Below are 21176 nucleotides of genomic sequence, written 5' to 3' on the forward strand. Positions count from 1 at the left end.
TTTCTTGGGGCCTTCGGCATGACGGGCCCTGGCGGTGGTGATCGCCCAGACGAAGGGCTTGGCAACCGGTGGTGCGCGGCTCAGGCCCTCGGTGACGGTGTCTGCGTAGGCCTCAGGCGTCACACCCTCCGCCAGCCCAGCAAGCAGGTCCGGGTGGCTCGGGTTGGTCGTTGGACATCCGGCCTGGCGCATCAGCAGGCATGCACGCCCCGCCAACGTAGCGACCTCAGAGATCTCTAGTGCTTGCTGAGATCTATCTGGAGTAGTTATCCCTGTCCCTGTCCCTGTCCCTGTCCCTGTCTTAGCCGTGACACGTCCGTGACCTGTCCCTGTGACAGGTGGTGTGACGGGTGGCGTGGCTGGACATGGATCTGACGGGTCACCATCCGGATCTTCGGATTGCGGCTTCCCGGGCATGGGAAGCCGCCCGCCGCCACGAGTTGGTGATGCTGGGCTTTGCAGACGAGATCGAAGAGCCGAAAGGCCTCAGCTTCCCGTCTCCCCGGAACTCGATCGACGAACGCCGCGCGGCACGACAGCGGCAGATCGATAGCGTGCGCGCCCTGGTCAACCCGTTCTCGCTGGCCGCTCCGGTCAGTCTGGAGCGTGCCGCATGAGCGCCCCTGTCGATGTGCTGGCGGTGCTGGATCGCGCCTTTGGTGCGGCGAATGAGCATTACGACGATCTGAAAAGCGCGACCGATGAGCCGGCACTCGGTCCGGCATACCAGCGCGCCTGCCGCTACATGGCAGAGCATCGGGAAGCCCGCGCCGCAGTCGCCGAGCTGATCGAGGCGGCTACCCGACTTCGCGACCGTGCCGAGTTTGAAGGATTCGGACGGGAGGCCAATGCCGAGATGAGTGCAGTGAGCACCGCCCTCGCCCGCGTCAAAGGCGGTGCCGCATGAGCGCCCAGGTCCTCGCCTTCCCCGTCCAGACCAACAGCCAGAGATACCTGCTGGAGAGCGTGCGAGCCGTTGCGGCCCGCTCCGGGCTGGACGTCAACGAGACAGCCCGCGAGTTCGTCGCGGCCGGCTGCTCCAAGGAAGCCCAGAACCGCATCTGGGAGCGCGCGCGCCGCAAGCGCATGGCACTGATCTACGGAGGTGACGCATGAAGTCGGATTTCAACCCGCGAGTGGAAGGCTTGAAGGATCTCGGGATCTACCTCGGCATGTTCCTCTGCTGCGCGGGGCTGGGCGCCATCGGCTGCCTCATCGCGCAGGACCTGGCAAGGGTGAGCATCCCATGAGCCGCCATCCGATTCGCCTGCTTGTGCCGGCCTTCATCTGCGCCGTGGTGTTCGGCTTCTGCGTCGCGCTCCTGGCCCGCGCCATATACACCCACGCCGACAGCTTCGTTCTGGTCGGCAGTGTGGGCGCCCTCTTCTTCGGCTGCCGCACCGTCACCGAGGCCCGCCAGGTCTGGCGGCAGTTCGTCGCCCAGCTCCAAAAGCGCCGGTCCATGCGCCTCGCAGCTCCCCTGAGGGGATCGATCACGGGGCCGTGAACGGTTATGCGCTCGCCGGCATGCACAGATCCGCAGGATTCTCCTTCCGCGACCTGTGGACCAGCACCGGCGGCGACTGGGACAGCAACCCGTGGGTGTGGGTCATCGAGTTCAAGCGCGTGGAGGGGGCCGGTGGCTGATCCCATCACCCAGTCCAAGCACACAGCGCGCGTGCTCATCGGCGAGGCCCGCGCCCGCCGGCTGGTGGGCCACGGCTTCTGGTGCATGTTCCGCATGGCCCAGTCCGCCCGCCGACGCGCCGCATCCCTTCCCCGCCCGGCACCCCCGGCACTCACCATCCAACCGGAGCTGTTCGCTTGAACATGACCCCATCATTTGGCCTGGGAGCCCTGGCGTTCTCGGCCACCATGGAAGTTCCGCGCATCGCCAAGCGCGAGAGGCCGCTGGCTCAGCACGACTACGCGGACTACGGCTGCGTCCGCTCGGTCATGGAATTCATGAAGTGGGCGCACGAACAGGACCGCTTCCCGACGGTCCCGGCTGTGCAGAACCGATTCAACGTCAGCAAGGCCACGGCGTACAGATGGACCAACGCCCTTGCTGAGACGTACGGCATCGACCCGCCGGTTCGATCCGGCCCAGGCATCTTCGAATGATTGCCGCCAATCAGGAGAGCTCCCTATGACTCAGCGACACATCAGCCACCCCGAGCCGCTGCCGGCCTGCGCCGCCGGTAAAAGCACCTTGCACATCAACGGAGCGGGCAAACGCCAGCGAGAGAATCACTCATGAGCGGGAAGAAGACTGCAGCCGATCTGGCCGCCGACCTCCAAGACATCGAGGTCGTCATGATCCGGACCTCACTCAGCCGGGCATCCATTTACCGGCGCATGGCGCAGGGCAATTTCCCCAAACAGCGGAAATTGGGAGCTCGCACAGTGTGGGCGAAATCGGATATCGACCGCTTCTGTGCCGAAGTGATCGGCGACGGAAGTATGGGAGACTGTATGGGACAGGATTTGGCAGCGTAGGATTTAGCTGCCATTTCAGTCACTTACAAAAGGTCTTGGCGGAGAGAGTGGGACTAAACGTTGCCACCCCTAAACCATTGATCTTGCTACAGAACTCGGATCGGACTGTGTCCTGGTGAGTGTCCTCGAAGTCTAGTCGCCGCAGGACTGCTCTGGCAAGCAAGGACTCGCCGAACGAGCGCCCTTTTGGTGCAGACACAGATGCTGCAGACGATCGGTTGCCGCAACGGCGACGCGTCCTAGCCCAACACCGAAGGCCAGCGCGGCGGAACGATACACGTCATTAAACAGCGCGGGCCAGGGTCCGATATAGTCCAATAAGGCCAACCCTCGCCGCAGAAAACCCGGAAAATGCGCGTGCTTTTTAGGGTTTTGCCAGTCGGGCTGGCACCATCCAGCACAATCTCCTGAGCTCTCAACAATTTTGAACTCGCCATTGCCGTGGCCATCGCAGCCTTCGGCTTAGCGTCACCGGTTGCCTTCGCTGCCGTTATCGGCCCGCTGGTAGAAGTGCCTGTGTTGATCCTCTTGGTCCACGTCTCCCTGCGGCTGGGCAAGCGCTTCTTCCCTCCGGACGTGCCTGCAACAGCGATTGAAGGAAAGAAGCATTGAGCAAACGCGGCGATCACCCTGGACAACAACGGCGTCGCACTCCAGGCCCGGCTTGCATCGGTCGGGCCGCAGTCCGCAGGCGCAACTGCGGCCCAACTGCTGCAAAGCTGCATCAGTGACCCGAAGACAAACTAGCGCCCGGCTTCCTATGCTTGCCTAAGCGATCAACCAGCGTCTCACTCGCATCGTTCAGACCATTGACCTCAACAACGGCCCCGTGCTCACGGAGCTTCATTACCACCCGATCCAGCGCATCTACTGCGGTCAGATCCCAGAAGTGCGCGCCCCTCAGGTCAATGATGACGTTGTTTGGGACATCCAGGTAGTTGAAGCTGCTCACGAACTGTCCGGCCGAAGCAAAGAACACCTGCCCCTTCACCACATAAATGCGCGAGTCCGCGTCCAGCTGTGTTTCGACTATGGCGAGCATCTTGCCGACCTTGCGGGTGAAGAACACAGCTGACAGCACAACGCCAGTCAACACGCCCTTTGCAAGGTCATGGGTGGCCACAGTGACAATCACCGTGCCGATCATGACCACTGATGAACTCTTCGGATGGATCGCCAGCTCCCGAACCGAGCGCCAGCTAAACGTGCCGATACTGACCATGATCATGACCGCCACCAACGCTGCCATCGGGATCTGACTCACCAGTTCAGAGCCATACACGACCAGCAGAAGAAGCACCACGCCAGCTACCAAGCAGGAAAGCCGGCCCCGCCCTCCCGACGTGATATTGATCACCGACTGACCAATCATGGCGCAGCCAGCCATGCCGCCGAAGAAGCCTGTTACGGTGTTCGCCAAACCCTGACCCGCACACTCACGGTTCTTCTGGCTGGGCGTCTCGGTCATGTCCTCAACGATCTGCGCTGTCATTAGCGACTCCAACAGACCCACCACTGCCAGCGTTGCCGACACCGGCAGCAGGATCTTGAGCGTCTCCAAGGTCATCGGGACGTCGGGAACCAAAAAGGTCGGCAAGCTATCAGGCAGCGAGCCCATGTCCCCCACGGTCCTTACGTCAAATCCGAAATACATAGACGCAGCAGTCAGCACGACGATAGCAATAAGCGGTGATGGGACCGCTTTGGTAACCAAGGGCAGCAAGTAGATGATTGCAAGACCTGTCGCGCAGATGGCATAGACCATCCACGGCATCCCGATCAACTCGGGCAGCTGCGCCATAAAAATCAGGATAGCCAAAGCATTGACGAAACCGGTGACCACCGAGCGCGAGACGAAACGCATCAAAGAGCCGAGCCGAAGCGCGCCAGCAACGATTTGGATCAACCCTGCCAGGATCGTTGCCGCGAACAAGTATTGGATGCCATGGTCCTTGACCAAAGTCACCATTAAGAGTGCCATAGCCCCGGTTGCAGCGGAGATCATGCCAGGACGGCCACCCGCAATGGCGGTGATCACAGCGATACAGAAAGAGGCGTAGAGACCCACCTTCGGGTCAACGCCCGCAATAATGGAGAACGCGATAGCTTCTGGTATTAGCGCGAGAGCGACGACGATGCCAGACAGAAGGTCGCCACGAACATTGCCGAGCCATTGCTGGCGCAGGGAATAGATAACAGACATGAATAACGATCTCCGCGCACAGCGTGCGCGCCAAGCGAAAAAACGAACACCCATTCCAGAATCGGGTTCTGGAGCGCTTTTTAATCGAGCGTCAGGGTGGTGTCATCGCAGGCAGATCATCGTGATACAGGTGCCACTATTCTACCCGAAGCTCCGGCGGAATTCGAGGCAATCAACTTGCCGCCGCCGAAGCCGCCTCTCGCCGCATGAGGTGGCCAGGAATCGCCTCATCACGAGTGACCTGGCCCACTATGTCTGGCGCAGATCAAGCCCGCTTTTCTTCACTCACGCGTGCTGAACGCTTTCGCTCGCCTTGACCAGCCCGCATCCGCGTCCCGGTCGATCATCGAGCCCATGCCTTGCGGCCGCTTTGGAACGGTCCGCTGCTGCCAGCAGTCATGCCAGCACCTTGAAAGAACGCGACGCCACTTCCCTTCGAAATGGAAGAGGCGCCAATGAGCCAACAAGCTTGGCAAAGCTTGCGGACGAACAACCGAGACCAATTTGATCGCGACCACTGGGTGCTTCCTATCCCCACCAATCTTGAGACGTAAGCTGGCTCGAAAACCTACGCCCTAGGCCTACCGAGACGGGGACGAAGATCAAGCTCTCCGTCGGAAAGGACTCCATTTGAAAGTGAATCTTCGCCAATACTCAGGCCTGGAGTGGGTGCACGGGAGCCTCTAATCCCAAATCTTTTCTCGAGGTGGTCACCCGCCTCCACCATCTGCGTTCTAGCCTGGTCAACGGCAGCCGCTTGCAACGCCGCTGCACGCTTGGAGATGTGCGCCTTGGCGCGGAAGTAGCGTTGCTTCGCGCGCGCGCCCTCACGTGAGTGCGGCGTAGCCTCATACTCAGAGAGCTTAGCGCGGGCTGCCAAATACGCCATTCGCGCACGCTGGGGCCTCACGACTGCATGCGCGTAGCTCATCACCGCTTGTGCGAGGCGTTCAGTGTCTTCGTACAAGAAGGAACTGGTCGCATACGCGTCGACTCGTCGACACATGAGCGTGGTGTAGGCCTTCTGGAACTGCGGTTCGATCTGGATCCCGCCCACGCTTCGAAGCATATCGAGTGAGTCTTGCGCTGCCTGACGCTGGCTCTCCAACCATTGTTCGACAAGCTCTGCTTCGGCGTTCAGAACCTCAGCGTCCTGCCCAGTCGCCCGCGCCAAGCGCATAACACGACTAATCCTCCGCGTAATCCCTACTGGCACGGCTGTTGGCATGATGCGTCCACCGACCGGGCCTGTTTTCCCCGCCGTATTTCCTTTGCCTGTCGTGACCTGCGGTAGCGCCGCCTGTTCGCGCGCATGATCCGCGAGCGCAGATTGGTGGGAGTGCCCTTCGGGAACGCCATGAGTCTCGGGAGCGGTTTGCAATCGTCGACTAATGATCCGCTCCACAAAGCTTCCTGCTGTAAGCGCGTGGTCCAGACCCAACTTCTTGGCCTGGCGCATCATAGCGGTCCGGGTCTTGCCCATATGCTTCGTTGGTGGGCGGCTGAGCTCATTGGCACGGACAAAATCTTGCTTTAATGCAGCTTCCCGGGCTTGAGCCCTCAGGGTCCGGTGGTCCACTCGATCCGTGCCGCCAGCGCGCTCCAAGTGCGCATTGATGACGCCTTCAATGGCTTTGCGAAGTTCCCGAATGGCCTTGGCACCGCCGCCCTGTCGCGAGTCAAACGCCATGCCAGCGCGCTCGCCTAAGCCTTTGCTGTCTACCTTGCGAGCAGACATTAGCAAATGCACGTGATGATTGCGCTTGTCACCCTCTTTGCTGGGGGCGTGGATCGCAACTAACACGGCGACCTGGTAGCGGTTCACCAGGAGCTGGCCGAGATCGAGCGCGAGCGCCTTACGCTGGGGATCAGACAGGCTGTGAGGTAAAGCAACCTCAACTTCTCGACAGACGCGGGCATTGGCGCGTGTCTCTGCCTCTTCGTTGGCAGTCCAGAACTGCTGTGCGTCGTAGCACCAGCTCGGTGCACCGATCGGTGCAAGCATTTGCTGGTGAGCAACGCCATGCCTGTGGGAGTAGCGGTGGTAAAGACCTGTTGCGGTATCGACAAGATCAAACCCGGCACGGTAAGCAGCGGCGGCGACGGATGACTCGCCCTTACCACGGGAGAAGGACTTGAGTGTTGCATGATAAATTGCCATTTATTGTGGGCTCCTTGTTGTTGGAGCGCTTAATTAAAGGCGCGACTTGCCCTCGTCTAGTCCTAGACGCCAACTACTTTTTCGTGCGCTATCTCACGCTTTGCTGAGCAATCAGCGTTGTCTGGGTGCCTGGCCATTTGACGCAGTCAAATGCGAGCGCGGCAGCGCTCGGCCAAACCCCAGGCAGGCCGCACGGTTTACGCGAAGCGGAAACCATAAGTGCGGTTTTGACTTTGATTTTTAAGGGTCTTCCACACCCTAAATTCCGTCCCAATTGATGCTTCCCAAACGAAACACCTTACGCTGAGCGTATCTTTTGGTGAACGAAATATGAATAGGGCGCACCAGTGGTTACCACTGACGCCGTTTGCTCTCGCGCTAGACTGAGATGCGGGTCACAGAGAGGGCCCCGTCATGCGGCGCTTCGTCCCAGTCCAAATTTGCAAGGAATGCTATGCCCATCACCGGGGTCAAGATCAAGGGTCTGAGCTGTTTCACCACAGAGTTCTGCGGCTTTGACGAGTTCAAGCTGATCAATGTCATCATCGGGCGCAACAACACTGGTAAGTCGCAGCTCTTGAAGATCGTGCAGAGCCTCTGCTCGCCAGATCGCACCAAGTCGCGCCTTCCTGCTTCGTATCGATTCACGGGCACCTTCGACGAGGGGACGCTCCAAGGAATTTTTGCAAATTCTCAGCGCTCTGGGGCCCTAGGCGTCCCCAACACCGGCAGCAACTGGACCTATCACGGACTGCGGTTCGTCGATACACCAGTGAGTTGGATCGAGAACGCCCACGGGCTCGTAAATGACCTGTCACATCGAGCGAAGGAGAAGCCTGATGCTTGGGGCAGAGTCCTCTCCCATCAGGTTAACGAAGCAACAGAGATGGAGCTTGCTAAGGCGGTGAGCCGACTTAGGGGCCCATTTCCCGACAAGATCTTTCGCCATATGCTGGCTGATCGCGACATACGGAATGAGCCTGCCGCCGCCAAGCTCGCTCTTCGCTCAGATGGACAAGGGGCGACCAACATCATCCGCGATCACTTGATCCGGGCGGACAACATCATGGCGACGCGGCGCCTCGTTCAAAGCGAATTGCGAGCAGCGCTCAACCATATCTTCGGCCCGGATGGGTCCTTTTCTGCAATTTCTGTGCAACAGCATGAGGACGGGGAATGGGAGATCTTCCTTGAAGAGGCAGAAAAGGGGCTGATCCCGCTGAGCAGCTCAGGCAGCGGCTTGAAGACAGTCATCCTCGTTCTGCTCAACCTCCTGGTGATCCCTACGCTTGAGAATAAAGCGGCAAGTGAGTATGTGTTTGCGTTCGAAGAGCTTGAGAACAACCTTCATCCTGCGCTTCTCCGACGCCTGCTGCGGTTCATCGACGGGTTCGCCGTCGAACACCAATGCCCTATCTTTCTGACAACCCACTCCAGCGCCACGCTCGATCAGTTCAGTCGCTCCGATCATGCTCAATTTGTGCGCGTATCGCATGACGGGACAGCTGCATCGACTCAAACGATCTCGGCGCACTTTGATCACTCTCAGGTGGTCGGTGACCTGGGCGCTCGCGCGTCTGACATTTTGCAGGCGAACGGCATCATCTGGGTCGAGGGACCGTCAGATGCCATCTATCTCAACCACTGGATCGAGACCTTCTCGAAGGGGAGTCTCTTAGAAGGCCGTGACTACGCCTGCGCCTTCTACGGCGGATCCCTCTTGGCTCGAACAAGTTTCCGTGACCCAACAACGCCTAATCCCGAAGAGCTCATCCAGCTCATACGGCTTAACCGCAATGCTGCGCTGGTGTGCGACAGCGATCGATCATCCAAGGGTGCCGCACTAAAGCCTCGCGTGCTCAAAGCGCAAGAGGAGATCGCAAAGCTGCCAGGCGGATACATGTGGGTCACGGCTGGCAAAGAGATTGAGACTTACCTGCCTGGCTCCGTGATTGGCAAAGCACTTGGCATGAAAGCTGATCCCGTTGATCCTGCGCAGTTCGAGCTCTTCTTTCCAAGCGCATCCAAGTCGAAGACGGGCGACTCTTACGTTGAAGCCAAGCTCAATCGGGCCAGTATCGACAAGGTTGAGCTTGCCCTCGCCTCTCGCGAGCACACCACATCAGCCATCATGGCCCCGCGCTTTGACTGGACCAAACGCATGCAAGAACTGGTGGTTACAATCCGAAAGTGGAACGATTAGTCCGGCTCGGTGAGGCGCTCCAAATGCTTGTTTAGGACCCATCCGAACCGCAACGCGCCCTCTTCGTCCACCGTTTGGACAAAACGCCACTTGCCGGCTGCGCGTAGGACCTGCACTTCCTCACGGCAAGGCAGCCAATGCGTCGCGGGTTCTGAAAGCACTGTCCGAAGTGGAGCGGAACGGACGACGACCTGGTAGGTGTGATCAGCCATCTCTAGATCCAACAGGGCTTGATTTAGCGCGACCATCTGACGCCCGCTTCCGTTCTGCTCATCAAGCTTGGCGTTCATCTCCTGACTTTGCGCGTCAATCTTGGTCATGTGCTCAGCGTGGTCTTGATTGCTTCCTATTTCCGTATAGAGGAAGCAAGCGATTGTCAGCGCATATCCGTAGAGGACCATTCGATCTGCATGCGGTAGACCGGATGAGCGCAACGCAGCCAAACACCCCACCAACCATGAAACTAGAGATGTTGCCGTTGCCTGCATTGCAGCAGGGGGCATTGCCATGTCTGGTAACGAGGATGACGTATCCTCCGACGCCTCCTGCAAAAGCTGCTCCATGCGCTCTTGCATCTCGACGCTGGACATCTCCGATAGCCAAGACTGAAACGCCGGCGATTGGCTCAGCTGCGCTGCTATGTGCAACTGCTCGCCGAACTGCTCAGCCAAGCGCCTGACAGGTCCAATGCTGGACTCGAGTCGGCGCATCGCCTCGACGGCAGCGTCGCGTTGGGGCGCATACCGGTCGCGCCAAGCAAGAATGTCATTTGCCGTTCGGCTTGCAGCCATCGCGAGTTCGCTGACAACCGGCTGCCATGGCATGAGGGACTGGCGCAATGCCATGGCTGATCGCCTGGCCATCTCTGCATATTCGTTCAACTGACCCATGCGGTCGGCCAAGTTCTGTCGTAGGCCTGAGGACATACGCAGGACGTCGCTGTTGGCCAGCTCTATCGCAAATTGGGTAGCGAGTGACTCGATATCTCGCATAGCGGCAATCGATGGATGCTGCTGGGCCGCGTGGAGAGCATGGATGGCTGAGTTGCGTTGCATCTGCTCAACAAGCCGCGCTGCCGAGCTTCGGTCAATCACGCGCGTGAGCCGCGCACCCGGCGTTTGGTCTGGCTGACGCACGTCTTCCTTGTCCGAAGTCATTGGCAGCTCGCAGATAGGTTGCCCTATCTTAAAAGCAGCCTACCCGCTCGGCCAGCTTCCGCTGCGGAGTTGGGTTCTACGCAGGCAAACCGCTACGGCTGATCCTGCGCTGTGGGATCAATCTGAGCGTGGCGAACCCGGATTTCTTCGGCTAGTGCCCGAAGCTCTTCGGGTTCGTAGTGCTGGACAGCTCTGATCAGCTCGGCGAGTTCCGGCGTCTCGGCAACCAAATACGCCACGGACACGCCCAAGGACTGGGCGATCTTCAAGGTCGTTTCCCAGTCAGTCGCATGGACGCCGCTCTCATAGCGGCTGATGTATGGCCCTGCCCGCTTGTCATCTAACCCCACGCTCTTCCCCAGGGCCCGCTGAGAGACGCCAGACGCTTTGCGGACCTCCTTCATGCGGGTCGCGATAAGGGTCTGGATCGATAGGGCGTGCGCGTTCATCTGGGAATGATGAACGTCAGTTACGCCCAACGCAAAGTTACGTTGAACGCATCATACGTTTGACGTAACATTTTTGGCAAGCCTGCTCGGGATCGGCACTCCTCCACCGCCTGATGCTCGCTCAAGCGCGCTCGTCCAATCGGCCCCTACGGCCTCCGGCCGAGTCCCGGGACCTGCCTAAACCTTTTTCCACCCTCCCTGCCCTCACCCATCCGCTTTCAGACCTCAAAGGAATGACCATGCCCAAGACCCTTCTGGCTTCACTTGCCACCGCCTTGCTGCTGACTGCGTGCTCTGCTGGACCGTCTGCAAACAAGGCAGAGGACGCGATGCTTGTCTTTGTGAAGGCCAACGGATCTGACGACGCTCGCTTGACCAAGTTTGCTATCGGCAAGTGTGAGAAAGGCGACGGTGGCTATAACTGCCCCGTCCAGGCCCGCGTCTTGGCCATGAATGGTCGCTTTGACGAAGAATTCAACGGCGTATTTACGTTCGCCGAGGTGGACGGCAACTACCGAGTCGTCGGCGTCGTCAGTCGCACCCTTTAATTGACCGCGACGCGCTTCGCACGGCAGCCCGCGCTTATCACCCCAGAGCCAATCAGGAGTTCCCATGACCGTCGGCACGTTCCTCCTCTTGCTCGTCCTCGGCGCTACCGCGCTTGTGCTTGTTGGCTTGGGCCGCAGTTTCAAACTGCGGAGCGAGCGCGGCAACTTTGAGCAGGACTACGAACGAAGCTACTTCTCCCGCTCGGGCGCCATCGCGCTGTCCCCTGAGCGAGCGAGGATCAAGCTTCATGACCGCAACCAGACCAAGATCTACTCTTTTGCTGACGTGCGAGCCTGGGAAAAACACTGGCACAACACTAAGCGCGAAGGCACGCTAGCGGTGAGTGTGCGCGACGTCGACCAGCCTGTCTGGACGATCAAGTTCGGCAACGAGGCGGAGATGAATCGCTGGTATGAGCTTCTGAACCAGGCAATCAACGCCAACTGAGCCGATCAAAGAAGAGGGCGGAATGATCCCGCCCTCCCCGCCCTCACTTGCCCAGGTGGCGCTTTACATCTTTGGTCATCACGCCCACTGCCGCCACAGCCTCTTTCAGCTTTGCCGGTGTGACGTTGAAGTGCTTGGACCAATCCCGGAGTTCCCAGGCCTCATTCACATTGATGCGAATGCCATCAGGTGGGCCGCGCTTGCTCAGATCGGCTGCCATTGCCAATCCCCTCCACGCCTCGAAATGTGAGGCGCCTCACATTCTCGCCACGCCCGGCCATTGTCCAGTCGGAACTATCCGCGCGTAGCGGTAGGCCTTTCCCTACCTCCAATCGGTCTTCTCCATACCCAATCTGGGCATAGGGAAGCGGACGCAGATGCAGACGCGCCTAGCATCGCGGCGTGACAGACATGGGGGCGAGCAGGCCAGGGCGCGCTCGCCTTCCCAAGGCCGAGCCCGATATCCGAGGTTCCGCCACCAATGGGCCGAGCAAGACAGCAGGTCAATAACACCTCGCCGTGCGGAACCAACTGCCGGCTTTGGCAGATGCGTCCGCTGGGGAGGCGGCAGTTCTCGTTGTCCAAGATGGGTTAAAAAGGTCGGTTTAGTGCAATGATTTATCGTCGACCTGAGTATCCGCTAGGTGATAAGCAGACTTTAGCCTAGCGCTGGTTGGGGGCGCCTGCACGAGCCTCCTCATCACGCGTTACAACTACCGATCTGAGCATTCATACGCCGACGAGAGATTTGACAACGCTCTGATTCGTGTTAGGAATCAGGCATGAATACACTCTCCTACAATCCCGACGTGTCAGACCATCCCGACTTCGACGAGCCAAACACAACAGAATCGCGCCGAAAACATGTGCGCTTCTGGCTCCGATGCCTAGCCGATCGCGGAGAGCAACCCGACGCCCGCATCCATGTCGCTTTGGATCGGTATGTCGACGGCCGCTATGATCTGCATGCGCTCAGCCAAGCAGTCATCAATCCTTACCTCCATTGACTGTTAGCTGACCGCTAATAACTAGGCGCTCTAACGCGAGACTGAGTCTGCGTCGCCTAGGAAGATCGCGGTGACAGCGTGCTTGGTGCGCGAGGCACCAAGCAGACCACTCGTTGCCGGGACTCTTGCACGACGTTGCCGACGCCCTAGGGCAGGCGCTGCGATGGTGCGTTGTTCGCTTTTTGCCATGCCGCTAGCACTGCGTCGTTGTTGTTCAAGAAAACCGAATCGTGAGAAGCAGACCAAGCCTGAGTTACGTCCTTTCTCTGGTGAACCAGCATTGCGCTCTCGAACTCTTTGACGAGCTTCGACAACAAATGCCCCGGGGATGTGGGTTGAACCTTCGATTGCCCCGCATTAAGCGCCGCTCGCGCTGCATCAGAGGCTTGTCGAAGGTGGTCGTTGATCGATTGGGCAATGGTTGCGCGAATCCATTCGACCTGTGGCTTGCCATTGATGACGCCATCGAGCTCACGCGTCTTCTGCGCGAGTCCCTGCGCATCTACCTTGCGTGTCGTTGCCAGGAGGTGGGCGTAGTAGTGGCGCGCATCTGCATTCTTAGGCGGCTCGTGCATGCTGACTTGAATGGCAAACTGGAAGCGCAGCACGAGCTTGCGCGCGACGTCCAGCGCAAGTTTCCAGCGCTGATCGTCATTGAGCTCGTGAGGCAGTGCCAATTCAAACTCGCGAGCCACCGTGCTGTCTTTGCGCTTCTCAGCAGCTTCGACTGCGTTCCACAACTGCTGAGGATCTTCTGTCCAGTCGGGCGCGCCGATGGGACTGATGCAGATAACGCGCTGGACGCCCGAACGACTTTGATAGTTGTGAACGATACCGGTCAGTGTATCGGTGAGACAGAGTGCGCCACGATAGGCGGCGGCGGCGACGGCTGAGTGATGCTTGGCACGACTGAACGTTTTGACGCGAGTGTGGTAAATGGCCATAGATGCTCCGTTGATTGAGCATCCAGCTATGAGGCAAATTGGCTATAGAGCAAGACCTATTCAAAGGAGTTCATCGCTCCTTTGCTGACGCCTAAAGGTCATGGGATTTGGCGCGCCGTTTCATCGTTTTCTTACGTTCAGCATGGCGGCCAGTCAGGGCCAAACGCCACGCACATTCCTCAGCGAACTCGACTCGGTTGAAGAGCATCAGCCTTGGCTTCGGCTGTCGCGCTTTCGGCTTGCAATAGAAAGGGCGCCGGCATAGGCCGGCACCCTGGATGACGCATCAACTGGTATGGCACGCGTTGGCGCAGTAATAGCACCCGTTGATGCGATTCTGCGGCCAACGGGCTTTCGCGTCGGCCACGGCCTGCTTGCAAGTCAAGTGGGAGCCCAGACTGATCTGATTAGCCGACAGCGGCATGAAGGTGCATCCCGTGGTGGTGTTATGCACCTCGTGATCGCCGTTGGCCTGGGCGTTTTTGTTGATGATGAAGTTCGGCAAAGCGCTTCTCCTGAAATTGACAGCAGCCAAGTGGTCGGTGGTGCCTGAGCACCACCGACCGTTACTTACTTTTCCTTGCGCACGCCCTTGAAGGGCGTCTTGTCTGCTTTGACGTCCATGAAGCGTCCGGTGCCCGTGTCGCGCTTGACGAAATTGCCGGCCGGGGTCTGGGTTTGCGACCGGTTACGCACCGCGCCATTGCGGTGACCGTCGCCTTTCGGTGGATTGGTAGCCATTGAAGTTCTCGGTAGTTGAGGAAGAAAAGCACAAGAGGCGACTGGTCTTGACCGTTGAAGGCGGGGCAGCATCGCTGCCCCGCACATCACCTGACTACACGTCAGGGACCCAGATCGGCCAAGCTTTCAAGCCCGCAGCAGAAGCGTGGAGCTTCTTGCCGTTCTTCAGGGTAATGACTGCCCGGAAGATGAGCTTGTAGCCAGGACGAGGGGTAGCGGTCGTTGTAGACACGGCCGGTGGTCCTCTTGGTTGAGGGCGCTCATCCGACAACTTCAAGACTGGTGTATTGACACTCTTTTGCAGAGCGCTATACTTTTACGGCTGTTTACGAGGCAGCCAATCTTAAAGGCCCCACCGGCTGAACGCCTTACAGGTGAGGTTTTTTGCTTCACGCAGTGACCTTCTGAACCACTGCATGTTGTGTTGGAAAAATTATCACCCCCTATATCTTGGGCTCTACCTTCCGGTCGGGCCCTTTTGCGTTGGACTCTAGCACAGCTCCTGGGTGGAATGTGAACTGAGTCACGTTTTTATAGCAATATTTTTTGTTCGGTGTAGCGAACTTTCGGCATGATCTTGCCCGCATCGTTCGCTCCTGTCAAATCTTTTGTTCGGTATAGTAGCACTTGGCGCTGTGCCGGCCTCCAAGGAACCATCGATGTCCACGATTTTTGGCAATAAAATCAAGAACCTAAGGCGCGAGAAAGGGTTGACACTTGACTCGCTCGCTGATGCTGCTGGCATGAGTAAGAGCTATTTATGGGAGTTGGAGAACCGAGAGTCCCCTCGCCCATCGGTTGAAAAGCTCGCCGCGTTAGCTAAGGCCCTGTCTATGGATGTGTCCTATTTCCTGGATGAGGAAGCAACAAGTCCTGAGGAGCGGCATCTCGACCAAGCGTTCTTTAGGAACTACGGCGAACTAGACTCAACCGCCAAAGAGCAGATGCGCAGGATCATGGAAACCTTCAAGAAGTCCTAACTTTGCCAAAGGATTGGCCGATGAACGCTGATGTGCTCACTCCCTCCAAGGCTGCCTACCGTCTGACGCATTTGCTCAACGCAATGTCGGCGGCGCACGGGGATCCACGATTTCCAGTTGATGTCGTGGCGCTGGCCAAGGGGGCGGCGGATATCTTCCGCTGGGATGACCCCATCACTAATGTCGAATCGGCCGATATAGAGACCTTTGAAGGCGCGCTTTTCGCAAATGACACGCGCAGCAAGTGGATGCTGCTTTACAACCAGACGCTGAAATCCGCAGGCCGCATCCGCTTCACGCAAGCTCACGAGCTTGGCCACTACTTGCTGCATCGACAAGATCGCATAGATTTTAAGTGCGCCACGCAAGACATGGTGAGTCTGACCGAGCAAGAGGCATCAATGGAAGCCCAGGCCAACGCCTTTGCAGCAACGCTTCTGATGCCCTTGGATGACTTCCGCCAAAGCACACAGGACGGCGCCGACTTTGACGTGCTCGCAGACTGCGCCGATCGGTATGGCGTATCGCTAACTGCTGCTGCATTGCGCTGGATCGACCACACCGACCATTGCGCCGTGCTCATTTCTCACACCGATGGCTTCATCAACTGGTCGATCTCGAGCCGATCGGCACGAGCAGGTGGCGCGTTCTTCCGTGCACGACAAAGCGCAATTGCCATCGGTGAGGACACCTTGGCCGCTAACGGTCAGATCGTGCACGAACGATTGGGTGTAGAGCTTCCCGCTCGCGCCTGGTTCAAGCATGCGGAAGACGGACTCAGTCTTAAAGAAATGAAGATCAGCGCTGACCAGTTCGACTACACCCTGACGCTTCTGGTGCTCCCCAGGCGCTCAAGGGTTTGGGCGCCCTGGCAAGACTAAGCACACTTGACAAGCCCTATTTTTGGCCTACCAAAGGATATTCAACGGAGGTCAAAAATGTTCTTTCCAAGCTTGCAAGACGCCAACGATGCCATCGAGCGGTTTGGCATGAGCCTGACACGCGACGGCGACGGAGTCGTTCTTGAAGGGGATAGCACCTGGCGAGCATGGCGCGCCGGAAGCGAATCAAGTCACTTTGATACGTTAGGTCATTTTTGGGCTGAGTGGTGCTGGTATGTCGCCTTCGCTCTTGAAAACGAGCGCAAACGTGCCTGCTTCATGTCTGCCCTATTGGCCGTCGATGTTGAAGGGCAAATCAATCTGCTCAACGCGCTTTCAGACTACGAACATGGCAGGGCTAGTCCATTGGATTACTTGTTCGCTAGTTCATCAGTGACAATGGAGACTATCCCCGACGATTGGCCTGATCGCCTAGCCCAGGCTATCGGGGGTGAGGGTGAGGGCGCGGTCCTTGGCGGAGGAAAGCTCTTCCGTGCTATCCGTCGCCATGCGCCTGACGCCATGAATATCTTCTTCCCAACCGCATAGTTCGCAGTCAACCTACTCGCGCAGGTTGCGAACCCAATGTTATCTTCGTTTATCCAAGGGAGGATGAAGATGGCGACGAGCGAACAGAGAGAATCGACCGAACAGGCGTTAGATCCAATGCACCTAGCGCTTGCTTGGACAATGGCGCGGACCAAAACCATCGCAGGTGTTCAGGACTACGATGAAGAAAGCTACACGTCCACCATCCTCGGTGGCGCGGCAATAGCGGCACCGCTGTTAGCCGTCTTTGGCGGCCACAGCCCAGCCGATCAAGTGACCTGCGGATTTGGGACATTTCGGAAGAGTGGCGGCGCCAAAACACCATTGAGTGAAACGGCTACAGGCTCAGACTTCTGCCTCGTTGTTGGTCACGACGAAGAGAACGCCAAGGTTGCGATCTTTCAAGCTAAAAAACTCGAATCCAACGTCAAATCTCGTGTTCTATCCATCAGGCGAGGTCCAGCAGAGTCAGCCAAACCGCACTTTCAGATGACCATGCTGCTTGCATTTGTGTGCAGAATACTGGCGCAATCGCAAGCGCCCAGCTTTAAGGAATTTGCATCTGACGCAACCTCAATCGCTGCCGCTTCACGGCTTGAGAAATTTCAATCGCATCAAGTTGAAGCGCTTGTGAAGCACATTGACTGGGTCCATTACGTGGTTTATCAAGATGGCGAAGCAACCACAGTTCCCTTCAACCAGCTGGATCAGGGCTGCATCGAGGCCGAGATTTCGAGAGCAGCCCAGACGTCCCACAAGTTGACGAAACCCCGCGCTCCTTTCATTGACACGATGACTGAAGGCTTGTCAGGCAAGGGGGCTGGCTGGTTGGTGCTTCCTCGCACTGTCATTAAGAAGTTCTTGCCAGAGCTTATCGAAATGGGCGCAATCGTCGTCGTGGATGACAAGGGCGGCACAGGGCTTACACCGGATTTCGATTGCATCAACCAAGCCTCTCTCGAACCTATCGGTGGTATCCAAGCAAACCCACAGGGCGCTGCCGCCGTCGTTGCCATGGTCAGCAGACCTAGCGGCGGGCTGAAAAGCGGAATGTGATCAAAGATGCGTAGCGCAGACGTTGGTCCCGCTTACAAGAATGACTCAGCCCCCGAACCTCAGAGAGTCGCTGAGCCGTGCCGACCACCTCCTGCACCTTACAGCTGAGCGCTTCTGACCAACATCGATAGCGGCAACCCCAAAGCATCTGCCAAGCGCATTAGGGTCGAGAGCTGGAAGTCCTTCTTGCCCTGCTCAACATGCCCAAGCTGCGTGCGATGCATCCCCAACGCCTCGGCGAGCTCAATTCGTGTCAGCCCTCGGCTCGTCCTTGCACGACGAATGGCATTGCCTAGGGCACGCTGCCCAGCAACGACCGGCCCGGAGCGGGACCCGGACTGCCCCGGCTTCCGGCCACCACGATTGGCCCTCAACAGTGCGAACGGCTCGATTGCTAGTTCGCAGGCAGCTGATCTCTAGCTGAGAGCACCGACTGCAGGCGCGCGACCTCTGCCTCGTCCACGGGCTTGGCTGCGTTGCCCCAGGAATTTCGGATGTAGTCCAGCGTCTCAGCGATCTGCCGGTCACTTATCTTCCACGCAAAAGAGGGCATACCGGCGCCTGTTGGTTTTTCTTCTGTCGCCGCTGCGCGCCCACCCACAAGCATGAAGCCCACCCCCTCGCCCCTCACTCCGTGACCGTGGCACGCCGAGCAGTTGGCCTCGCGTCGCTGGGGTTGCCGGAGCCGACCCTGGTGTCACTTTGCCCGAACCGCTACCCCTGGGAGGCAGCTCCCAAACCGGGTGACCACCGGGGCAGATGGCCTGCCGCCACCCTCCTGCCGGTGCTATACAAGCACGATGCCCACGGCACCCTGATCGAAGGTCACTAGGCCAGGTCCAATCCGCAGGCGGATCATGCCTACCCGTCGTTGTGGAACCCCTTGGGGTCACCATGGGTGCCCGTGACAGTCTTCCCATCGGCCGCTTTGTTCACGCGCGTCCCGCAGGCCTTGGTGATGACCGAAAAGGCACGCGGTGACATCGCGGATCCGCTTTCACAGCTTCCATCCGGATACATGACGTGAGCAACAATTGAGCTCAGTTGTTCTATCTTGCTTGACGCTCCTCAGGCCGCAGCAGCCTAAGGAGCGCGATTGCTCGGTGAGAGCAAACTCAGAGGGCGTGGACGCTCTGCACATCTGCCCAGGAGACTTCGAGGTGTTCCCCCTTCTCCTGAACACTGAAACCGCGCTGACGGAGCATTTCGGCAGCCGCCGCCATCTGGACAGCAGTGAACTTCGGCTTCAAGCCAAGGGTTGCGTCTGATTTGCCGATCGTTGCGCTTGCGCGAATGACGCCCACATACTCATCCCAAAGCTCCTCAGAGCTCCCCACTGCATTCTGCTGCAATGCACGTGCCTCATCGGCCGTAATGTCACTCATGACACCTCCTTGTTAGCCGGAGTCATTTCCGGCAACAGCATCATAGCGTCCAGATATGACAGCAGCACCTTCTATTTGGATACGCAAATCAGACAGACAAGACGCCGTCAACGCCAGTTATTCTTAATTTCCACTTTTTGGTCAGCGCGCACCGAATGGATCCATCCGACTGGCCTTAGAATGCCTAAAGGTCCTCTTTAGGTATTAATGGCATCGCGCCCAACCCGTCACGTTTATCTGGCATTCATATTAATCACCCGTTACTTTTGGCGTACATGGATAACTAAACACTATGGCAAGTTCTTTTATAACACTGCATAGATAAACTCTAGAGGCTATACGCCTCAATGGCCCTACGGCAATTCTTAGCAATAATATATATTAAAAACTGACCCCACTGGCAGGCCGATTTCTCAACGCCCGGACATCAACCAGCCACGAGAAAATAGTTCAAAATTGCAGGTTGACAGAAAGGTTTTACCTCTTATCAACAGTCTACCTTCATAAATACGGATCGTAGATGTCCTCTGATTTACCCAACTTCAACCTCGAAACTCTACTCAGCACCACCGACTCACTTCAAATCAGCAGCATCAAACTTGGCAAGCTCGAACTGAGAGACGTCGTCGTCAACAGCCGCCAGGCTGGCATCCAGCTTTACGAGATCTTGCAGCTTTCGATCCAGCAGCTAGAGAACTCTCGACGCCGTCGCAACAGCACGCGCTTTCCAGACACGCTTCCAATCGCGAGCCCTGCGCGGCGGCTCTCAGACGAAGTTGCAGACTACCTGGCTGACATGACGCGCCGCGCCCTGCAAGACACAACGACCAAAGCGGCTGCGCGCTCGTTGAAGATCTTACAGATGACGTGTGGCGACATCCCGGTCTCGATGATTGACCATCGCCATATCCACCAAATGTGGAACTTGCTGCGCTCATCGCCTCCGAACTTAACCAATGATCCTAAGCTTCGAAGCATGACAGTTGACGCGCTGATTGCTCTAGGCAGAAAAACGAACGCCCCTGCCCCCGCCGTGGCGACTTTAGAGCTTCATCGTCGAATGCTCACGACCTTTTTTCAAGCGCTGGTCAACACTAAAGCCATCCCTCACTCGCCTATGGCCGCGTTCCGCCCGGTCAAGGCAAGTCTTTTAGAAAGCAGCAAGAGTGCGGAGCGGCTGCTGAGCCCCGCAGACCTGCAGAAGATCTTCAATCCAGACACCTTCGGAGCTTGGGCATCCAAGTTCCCACATCGCTGGTGGGCGACGATGATTGGGTTGTATACGGGCGCGCGGGTCAATGAAGTCGCACAGCTTAAAGTTGCCGACATCATCCAAGACCAGGGCACCTGGTGCATTGCCATTCGGATGACCAAAGATGCCGATCTTGCCAAGAGCGACGGGCAGCAAACCCGGCAGCGCCTCAAAGGGAAGAGTGCGATCCGCATGATACCGGTGCACCCCACCCTTCTAAAAGCTGGACTCCTGGACTTCGTTGCCGACATCCGAGCGTGCGGGCACCCCAGACTCTTCCCGCAGCTTTCGGCAGGCGTGAACAAAGCAACGGGCAAGTCCAACGCAAGATACAGCCAGGCGCTCGTCATCCAGCTCAGCAACTATCTTAAGGACCTTGGCTTCCCCAAAGGCGTCGGCTTTCATGGCTTCCGCCACACGCTTGCGACGGAGTTAGAAGCCGCCGGCGTCAATGAAGAGGACATTGCTCTCATAACGGGCCACTCGATCTCCAAGAAAGTTCCAGTTCTACACAGCAACTACATTCATCGATCGCCGCAGCTGGTGCGCGAGCGTCAAATCGCGGCACTGGCAAAATACAACCCGCCCGTAGTGCTCCCGGTGTATCAACGCGGGCAGTTCAAAGAAAAGCTCGGGAAAGCGGCGAAGATGTATCCGTGACTGCGAAAAGAGTGCTCCGCTTCAATCCTGCCTCGGCCCCCAGCCGCAATCGC

27 protein-coding genes and 1 pseudogene are annotated in these 21176 nt (G+C 58.0%); 19 read left to right on the plus strand and 9 right to left on the minus strand.

Annotation, left to right across the window (positions count from 1 at the left end; genetic code table 11):
• Window positions 1-365: 365 nt before the first annotated feature.
• The 10 genes and pseudogenes from NJD74_RS08700 to NJD74_RS08745 form a co-directional block, all read left to right on the plus strand.
• The gene (locus NJD74_RS08700; protein ID WP_319624007.1) at window positions 366-617 is read left to right on the plus strand and encodes a hypothetical protein; all 252 of its coding nucleotides are present in this window, start codon (window positions 366-368) and stop codon (window positions 615-617) included.
• Complete coding sequence (locus tag NJD74_RS08705; protein ID WP_319624008.1) at window positions 614-907, plus strand: hypothetical protein; 294 nt, start codon at window positions 614-616, stop codon at window positions 905-907. Before NJD74_RS08700 ends, NJD74_RS08705 begins: the two co-directional genes overlap by 4 nt.
• Window positions 904-1116, plus strand: a complete 213-nt coding sequence (locus NJD74_RS08710) for a hypothetical protein (RefSeq protein ID WP_019184960.1) — start codon at window positions 904-906, stop codon at window positions 1114-1116. The genes NJD74_RS08705 and NJD74_RS08710 overlap by 4 nt, the downstream gene beginning before the upstream one ends.
• Window positions 1113-1250: a hypothetical protein gene (locus NJD74_RS08715; protein ID WP_319624009.1), complete on the plus strand. Its 138-nt coding sequence runs from the start codon at window positions 1113-1115 to the stop codon at window positions 1248-1250. Before NJD74_RS08710 ends, NJD74_RS08715 begins: the two co-directional genes overlap by 4 nt.
• The gene (locus tag NJD74_RS08720; protein ID WP_319624010.1) at window positions 1247-1507 is read left to right on the plus strand and encodes a hypothetical protein; all 261 of its coding nucleotides are present in this window, start codon (window positions 1247-1249) and stop codon (window positions 1505-1507) included. Before NJD74_RS08715 ends, NJD74_RS08720 begins: the two co-directional genes overlap by 4 nt.
• Window positions 1504-1647: a hypothetical protein gene (locus NJD74_RS08725; protein ID WP_319624011.1), complete on the plus strand. Its 144-nt coding sequence runs from the start codon at window positions 1504-1506 to the stop codon at window positions 1645-1647. Before NJD74_RS08720 ends, NJD74_RS08725 begins: the two co-directional genes overlap by 4 nt.
• On the plus strand, window positions 1640-1828 hold the full coding sequence (locus tag NJD74_RS08730; protein WP_319624012.1) for a hypothetical protein: 189 nt from the start codon (window positions 1640-1642) through the stop codon (window positions 1826-1828). Before NJD74_RS08725 ends, NJD74_RS08730 begins: the two co-directional genes overlap by 8 nt.
• The gene (locus tag NJD74_RS08735; RefSeq protein WP_319624013.1) at window positions 1825-2124 is read left to right on the plus strand and encodes a hypothetical protein; all 300 of its coding nucleotides are present in this window, start codon (window positions 1825-1827) and stop codon (window positions 2122-2124) included. Before NJD74_RS08730 ends, NJD74_RS08735 begins: the two co-directional genes overlap by 4 nt.
• A 132-nt stretch (window positions 2125-2256) precedes the next feature.
• Complete coding sequence (locus NJD74_RS08740) at window positions 2257-2499, plus strand: AlpA family phage regulatory protein (protein ID WP_319624014.1); 243 nt, start codon at window positions 2257-2259, stop codon at window positions 2497-2499.
• Between the two features lie 393 nt (window positions 2500-2892).
• Window positions 2893-3111: pseudogene (locus NJD74_RS08745) on the plus strand (hypothetical protein); the annotation flags it as partial.
• Window positions 3112-3223: 112 nt separating this feature from the next.
• On the opposite strand, the gene NJD74_RS08750 reads toward NJD74_RS08745, so the two are convergent.
• Together NJD74_RS08750 and NJD74_RS08755 are read right to left on the minus strand one after the other, a co-directional pair.
• Window positions 3224-4702, minus strand: a complete 1479-nt coding sequence (locus tag NJD74_RS08750) for a SulP family inorganic anion transporter (protein ID WP_253128162.1) — start codon at window positions 4700-4702, stop codon at window positions 3224-3226.
• Between the two features lie 568 nt (window positions 4703-5270).
• Window positions 5271-6863: a MobA/MobL family protein gene (locus NJD74_RS08755; RefSeq protein ID WP_197579784.1), complete on the minus strand. Its 1593-nt coding sequence runs from the start codon at window positions 6861-6863 to the stop codon at window positions 5271-5273.
• A 454-nt stretch (window positions 6864-7317) separates the two neighbouring features.
• Here NJD74_RS08755 and NJD74_RS08760 point away from each other — a divergent pair, with 454 nt between their 5' ends.
• Window positions 7318-9066, plus strand: a complete 1749-nt coding sequence (locus NJD74_RS08760; protein WP_197579786.1) for an ATP-binding protein — start codon at window positions 7318-7320, stop codon at window positions 9064-9066.
• Here the strand turns inward: NJD74_RS08760 and NJD74_RS08765 are convergent.
• Both NJD74_RS08765 and NJD74_RS08770 read right to left on the minus strand, forming a co-directional pair.
• Window positions 9063-10223 carry a hypothetical protein gene (locus tag NJD74_RS08765; RefSeq protein WP_197622979.1) on the minus strand — a complete coding sequence of 387 codons (1161 nt, stop codon included), beginning with the start codon at window positions 10221-10223 and terminating at the stop codon, window positions 9063-9065. The genes NJD74_RS08760 and NJD74_RS08765 overlap by 4 nt on opposite strands.
• A gap of 92 nt (window positions 10224-10315) precedes the next feature.
• Entirely contained in the window at window positions 10316-10672 is a 357-nt protein-coding gene (locus NJD74_RS08770; RefSeq protein WP_197579790.1) for a helix-turn-helix transcriptional regulator, read from the minus strand.
• A gap of 239 nt (window positions 10673-10911) precedes the next feature.
• On the opposite strand from NJD74_RS08770, the gene NJD74_RS08775 reads away from it, so the two are divergent.
• Together NJD74_RS08775 and NJD74_RS08780 are read left to right on the plus strand one after the other, a co-directional pair.
• Window positions 10912-11220, plus strand: coding sequence for a hypothetical protein (locus tag NJD74_RS08775; RefSeq protein WP_197579792.1), 309 nt, complete (start codon window positions 10912-10914; stop codon window positions 11218-11220).
• Window positions 11221-11284: 64 nt separating this feature from the next.
• Window positions 11285-11668: a hypothetical protein gene (locus NJD74_RS08780; RefSeq protein ID WP_197579794.1), complete on the plus strand. Its 384-nt coding sequence runs from the start codon at window positions 11285-11287 to the stop codon at window positions 11666-11668.
• Window positions 11669-11711: 43 nt separating this feature from the next.
• On the opposite strand, the gene NJD74_RS08785 is transcribed toward NJD74_RS08780, so the two are convergent.
• On the minus strand, window positions 11712-11888 hold the full coding sequence (locus NJD74_RS08785) for a DUF3606 domain-containing protein (RefSeq protein ID WP_197579796.1): 177 nt from the start codon (window positions 11886-11888) through the stop codon (window positions 11712-11714).
• A 562-nt stretch (window positions 11889-12450) separates the two neighbouring features.
• Here NJD74_RS08785 and NJD74_RS08790 point away from each other — a divergent pair.
• Complete coding sequence (locus NJD74_RS08790) at window positions 12451-12675, plus strand: hypothetical protein (protein ID WP_197579798.1); 225 nt, start codon at window positions 12451-12453, stop codon at window positions 12673-12675.
• A gap of 146 nt (window positions 12676-12821) precedes the next feature.
• On the opposite strand, the gene NJD74_RS08795 is transcribed toward NJD74_RS08790, so the two are convergent.
• The 3 genes from NJD74_RS08795 to NJD74_RS08805 all read right to left on the minus strand — a co-directional run bounded on the left by NJD74_RS08795 (window position 12822) and on the right by NJD74_RS08805 (window position 14360).
• Window positions 12822-13619, minus strand: a complete 798-nt coding sequence (locus NJD74_RS08795; RefSeq protein ID WP_197579800.1) for a MobA/MobL family protein — start codon at window positions 13617-13619, stop codon at window positions 12822-12824.
• Between the two features lie 286 nt (window positions 13620-13905).
• Entirely contained in the window at window positions 13906-14124 is a 219-nt protein-coding gene (locus tag NJD74_RS08800; RefSeq protein ID WP_197579802.1) for a hypothetical protein, read from the minus strand.
• Between the two features lie 65 nt (window positions 14125-14189).
• Window positions 14190-14360 (minus strand): hypothetical protein, encoded by a 171-nt coding sequence (locus NJD74_RS08805; RefSeq protein WP_019184226.1) that lies wholly within the window; start codon window positions 14358-14360, stop codon window positions 14190-14192.
• Window positions 14361-15019: 659 nt separating this feature from the next.
• Here NJD74_RS08805 and NJD74_RS08810 point away from each other — a divergent pair.
• From NJD74_RS08810 to NJD74_RS08825, 4 genes are all read left to right on the plus strand, one after another.
• On the plus strand, window positions 15020-15340 hold the full coding sequence (locus tag NJD74_RS08810; RefSeq protein WP_197579804.1) for a helix-turn-helix transcriptional regulator: 321 nt from the start codon (window positions 15020-15022) through the stop codon (window positions 15338-15340).
• Window positions 15341-15360: 20 nt separating this feature from the next.
• Complete coding sequence (locus tag NJD74_RS08815) at window positions 15361-16221, plus strand: ImmA/IrrE family metallo-endopeptidase (protein WP_197579806.1); 861 nt, start codon at window positions 15361-15363, stop codon at window positions 16219-16221.
• 57 nt (window positions 16222-16278) lie between these two features.
• Window positions 16279-16770, plus strand: a complete 492-nt coding sequence (locus tag NJD74_RS08820; protein ID WP_197579808.1) for a hypothetical protein — start codon at window positions 16279-16281, stop codon at window positions 16768-16770.
• Between the two features lie 69 nt (window positions 16771-16839).
• Window positions 16840-17826, plus strand: coding sequence for a hypothetical protein (locus NJD74_RS08825; RefSeq protein ID WP_197579810.1), 987 nt, complete (start codon window positions 16840-16842; stop codon window positions 17824-17826).
• 1115 nt (window positions 17827-18941) lie between these two features.
• On the opposite strand, the gene NJD74_RS08830 is transcribed toward NJD74_RS08825, so the two are convergent.
• Complete coding sequence (locus tag NJD74_RS08830) at window positions 18942-19211, minus strand: hypothetical protein (RefSeq protein ID WP_197579814.1); 270 nt, start codon at window positions 19209-19211, stop codon at window positions 18942-18944.
• A 520-nt stretch (window positions 19212-19731) separates the two neighbouring features.
• Between NJD74_RS08830 and NJD74_RS08835 the strand changes: the two genes are divergently transcribed.
• Window positions 19732-21123 carry a site-specific integrase gene (locus NJD74_RS08835; protein WP_197579816.1) on the plus strand — a complete coding sequence of 464 codons (1392 nt, stop codon included), beginning with the start codon at window positions 19732-19734 and terminating at the stop codon, window positions 21121-21123.
• The last annotated feature ends 53 nt before the right edge of the window (window positions 21124-21176 follow it).

Origin of the sequence: Stenotrophomonas sp. RG-453, assembly GCF_033843685.1 — a bacterium.
Taxonomy (GTDB): Bacteria; Pseudomonadota; Gammaproteobacteria; order Xanthomonadales; family Xanthomonadaceae; genus Stenotrophomonas; species Stenotrophomonas bentonitica_A.

Bases quoted from the DNA above. Each gene is read 5' to 3' on its own strand.
- NJD74_RS08700 (WP_319624007.1), top strand. From the start codon at position 366: ATGGATCTGACGGGTCACCATCCGGATCTTCGGATTGCGGCTTCCCGG.
- NJD74_RS08705 (WP_319624008.1), top strand. From the start codon at position 614: ATGAGCGCCCCTGTCGATGTGCTGGCGGTGCTGGATCGCGCCTTTGGT.
- NJD74_RS08710 (WP_019184960.1), top strand. From the start codon at position 904: ATGAGCGCCCAGGTCCTCGCCTTCCCCGTCCAGACCAACAGCCAGAGA.
- NJD74_RS08715 (WP_319624009.1), top strand. From the start codon at position 1,113: ATGAAGTCGGATTTCAACCCGCGAGTGGAAGGCTTGAAGGATCTCGGG.
- NJD74_RS08720 (WP_319624010.1), top strand. From the start codon at position 1,247: ATGAGCCGCCATCCGATTCGCCTGCTTGTGCCGGCCTTCATCTGCGCC.
- NJD74_RS08740 (WP_319624014.1), top strand. From the start codon at position 2,257: ATGAGCGGGAAGAAGACTGCAGCCGATCTGGCCGCCGACCTCCAAGAC.
- NJD74_RS08750 (WP_253128162.1), bottom strand. From the start codon at position 4,702: ATGTCTGTTATCTATTCCCTGCGCCAGCAATGGCTCGGCAATGTTCGT.
- NJD74_RS08755 (WP_197579784.1), bottom strand. From the start codon at position 6,863: ATGGCAATTTATCATGCAACACTCAAGTCCTTCTCCCGTGGTAAGGGC.
- NJD74_RS08760 (WP_197579786.1), top strand. From the start codon at position 7,318: ATGCCCATCACCGGGGTCAAGATCAAGGGTCTGAGCTGTTTCACCACA.
- NJD74_RS08765 (WP_197622979.1), bottom strand. From the start codon at position 10,223: ATGACTTCGGACAAGGAAGACGTGCGTCAGCCAGACCAAACGCCGGGT.
- NJD74_RS08770 (WP_197579790.1), bottom strand. From the start codon at position 10,672: ATGAACGCGCACGCCCTATCGATCCAGACCCTTATCGCGACCCGCATG.
- NJD74_RS08775 (WP_197579792.1), top strand. From the start codon at position 10,912: ATGCCCAAGACCCTTCTGGCTTCACTTGCCACCGCCTTGCTGCTGACT.
- NJD74_RS08780 (WP_197579794.1), top strand. From the start codon at position 11,285: ATGACCGTCGGCACGTTCCTCCTCTTGCTCGTCCTCGGCGCTACCGCG.
- NJD74_RS08785 (WP_197579796.1), bottom strand. From the start codon at position 11,888: ATGGCAGCCGATCTGAGCAAGCGCGGCCCACCTGATGGCATTCGCATC.
- NJD74_RS08790 (WP_197579798.1), top strand. From the start codon at position 12,451: ATGAATACACTCTCCTACAATCCCGACGTGTCAGACCATCCCGACTTC.
- NJD74_RS08795 (WP_197579800.1), bottom strand. From the start codon at position 13,619: ATGGCCATTTACCACACTCGCGTCAAAACGTTCAGTCGTGCCAAGCAT.
- NJD74_RS08805 (WP_019184226.1), bottom strand. From the start codon at position 14,360: ATGGCTACCAATCCACCGAAAGGCGACGGTCACCGCAATGGCGCGGTG.
- NJD74_RS08810 (WP_197579804.1), top strand. From the start codon at position 15,020: ATGTCCACGATTTTTGGCAATAAAATCAAGAACCTAAGGCGCGAGAAA.
- NJD74_RS08815 (WP_197579806.1), top strand. From the start codon at position 15,361: ATGAACGCTGATGTGCTCACTCCCTCCAAGGCTGCCTACCGTCTGACG.
- NJD74_RS08820 (WP_197579808.1), top strand. From the start codon at position 16,279: ATGTTCTTTCCAAGCTTGCAAGACGCCAACGATGCCATCGAGCGGTTT.
- NJD74_RS08825 (WP_197579810.1), top strand. From the start codon at position 16,840: ATGGCGACGAGCGAACAGAGAGAATCGACCGAACAGGCGTTAGATCCA.
- NJD74_RS08830 (WP_197579814.1), bottom strand. From the start codon at position 19,211: ATGAGTGACATTACGGCCGATGAGGCACGTGCATTGCAGCAGAATGCA.
- NJD74_RS08835 (WP_197579816.1), top strand. From the start codon at position 19,732: ATGTCCTCTGATTTACCCAACTTCAACCTCGAAACTCTACTCAGCACC.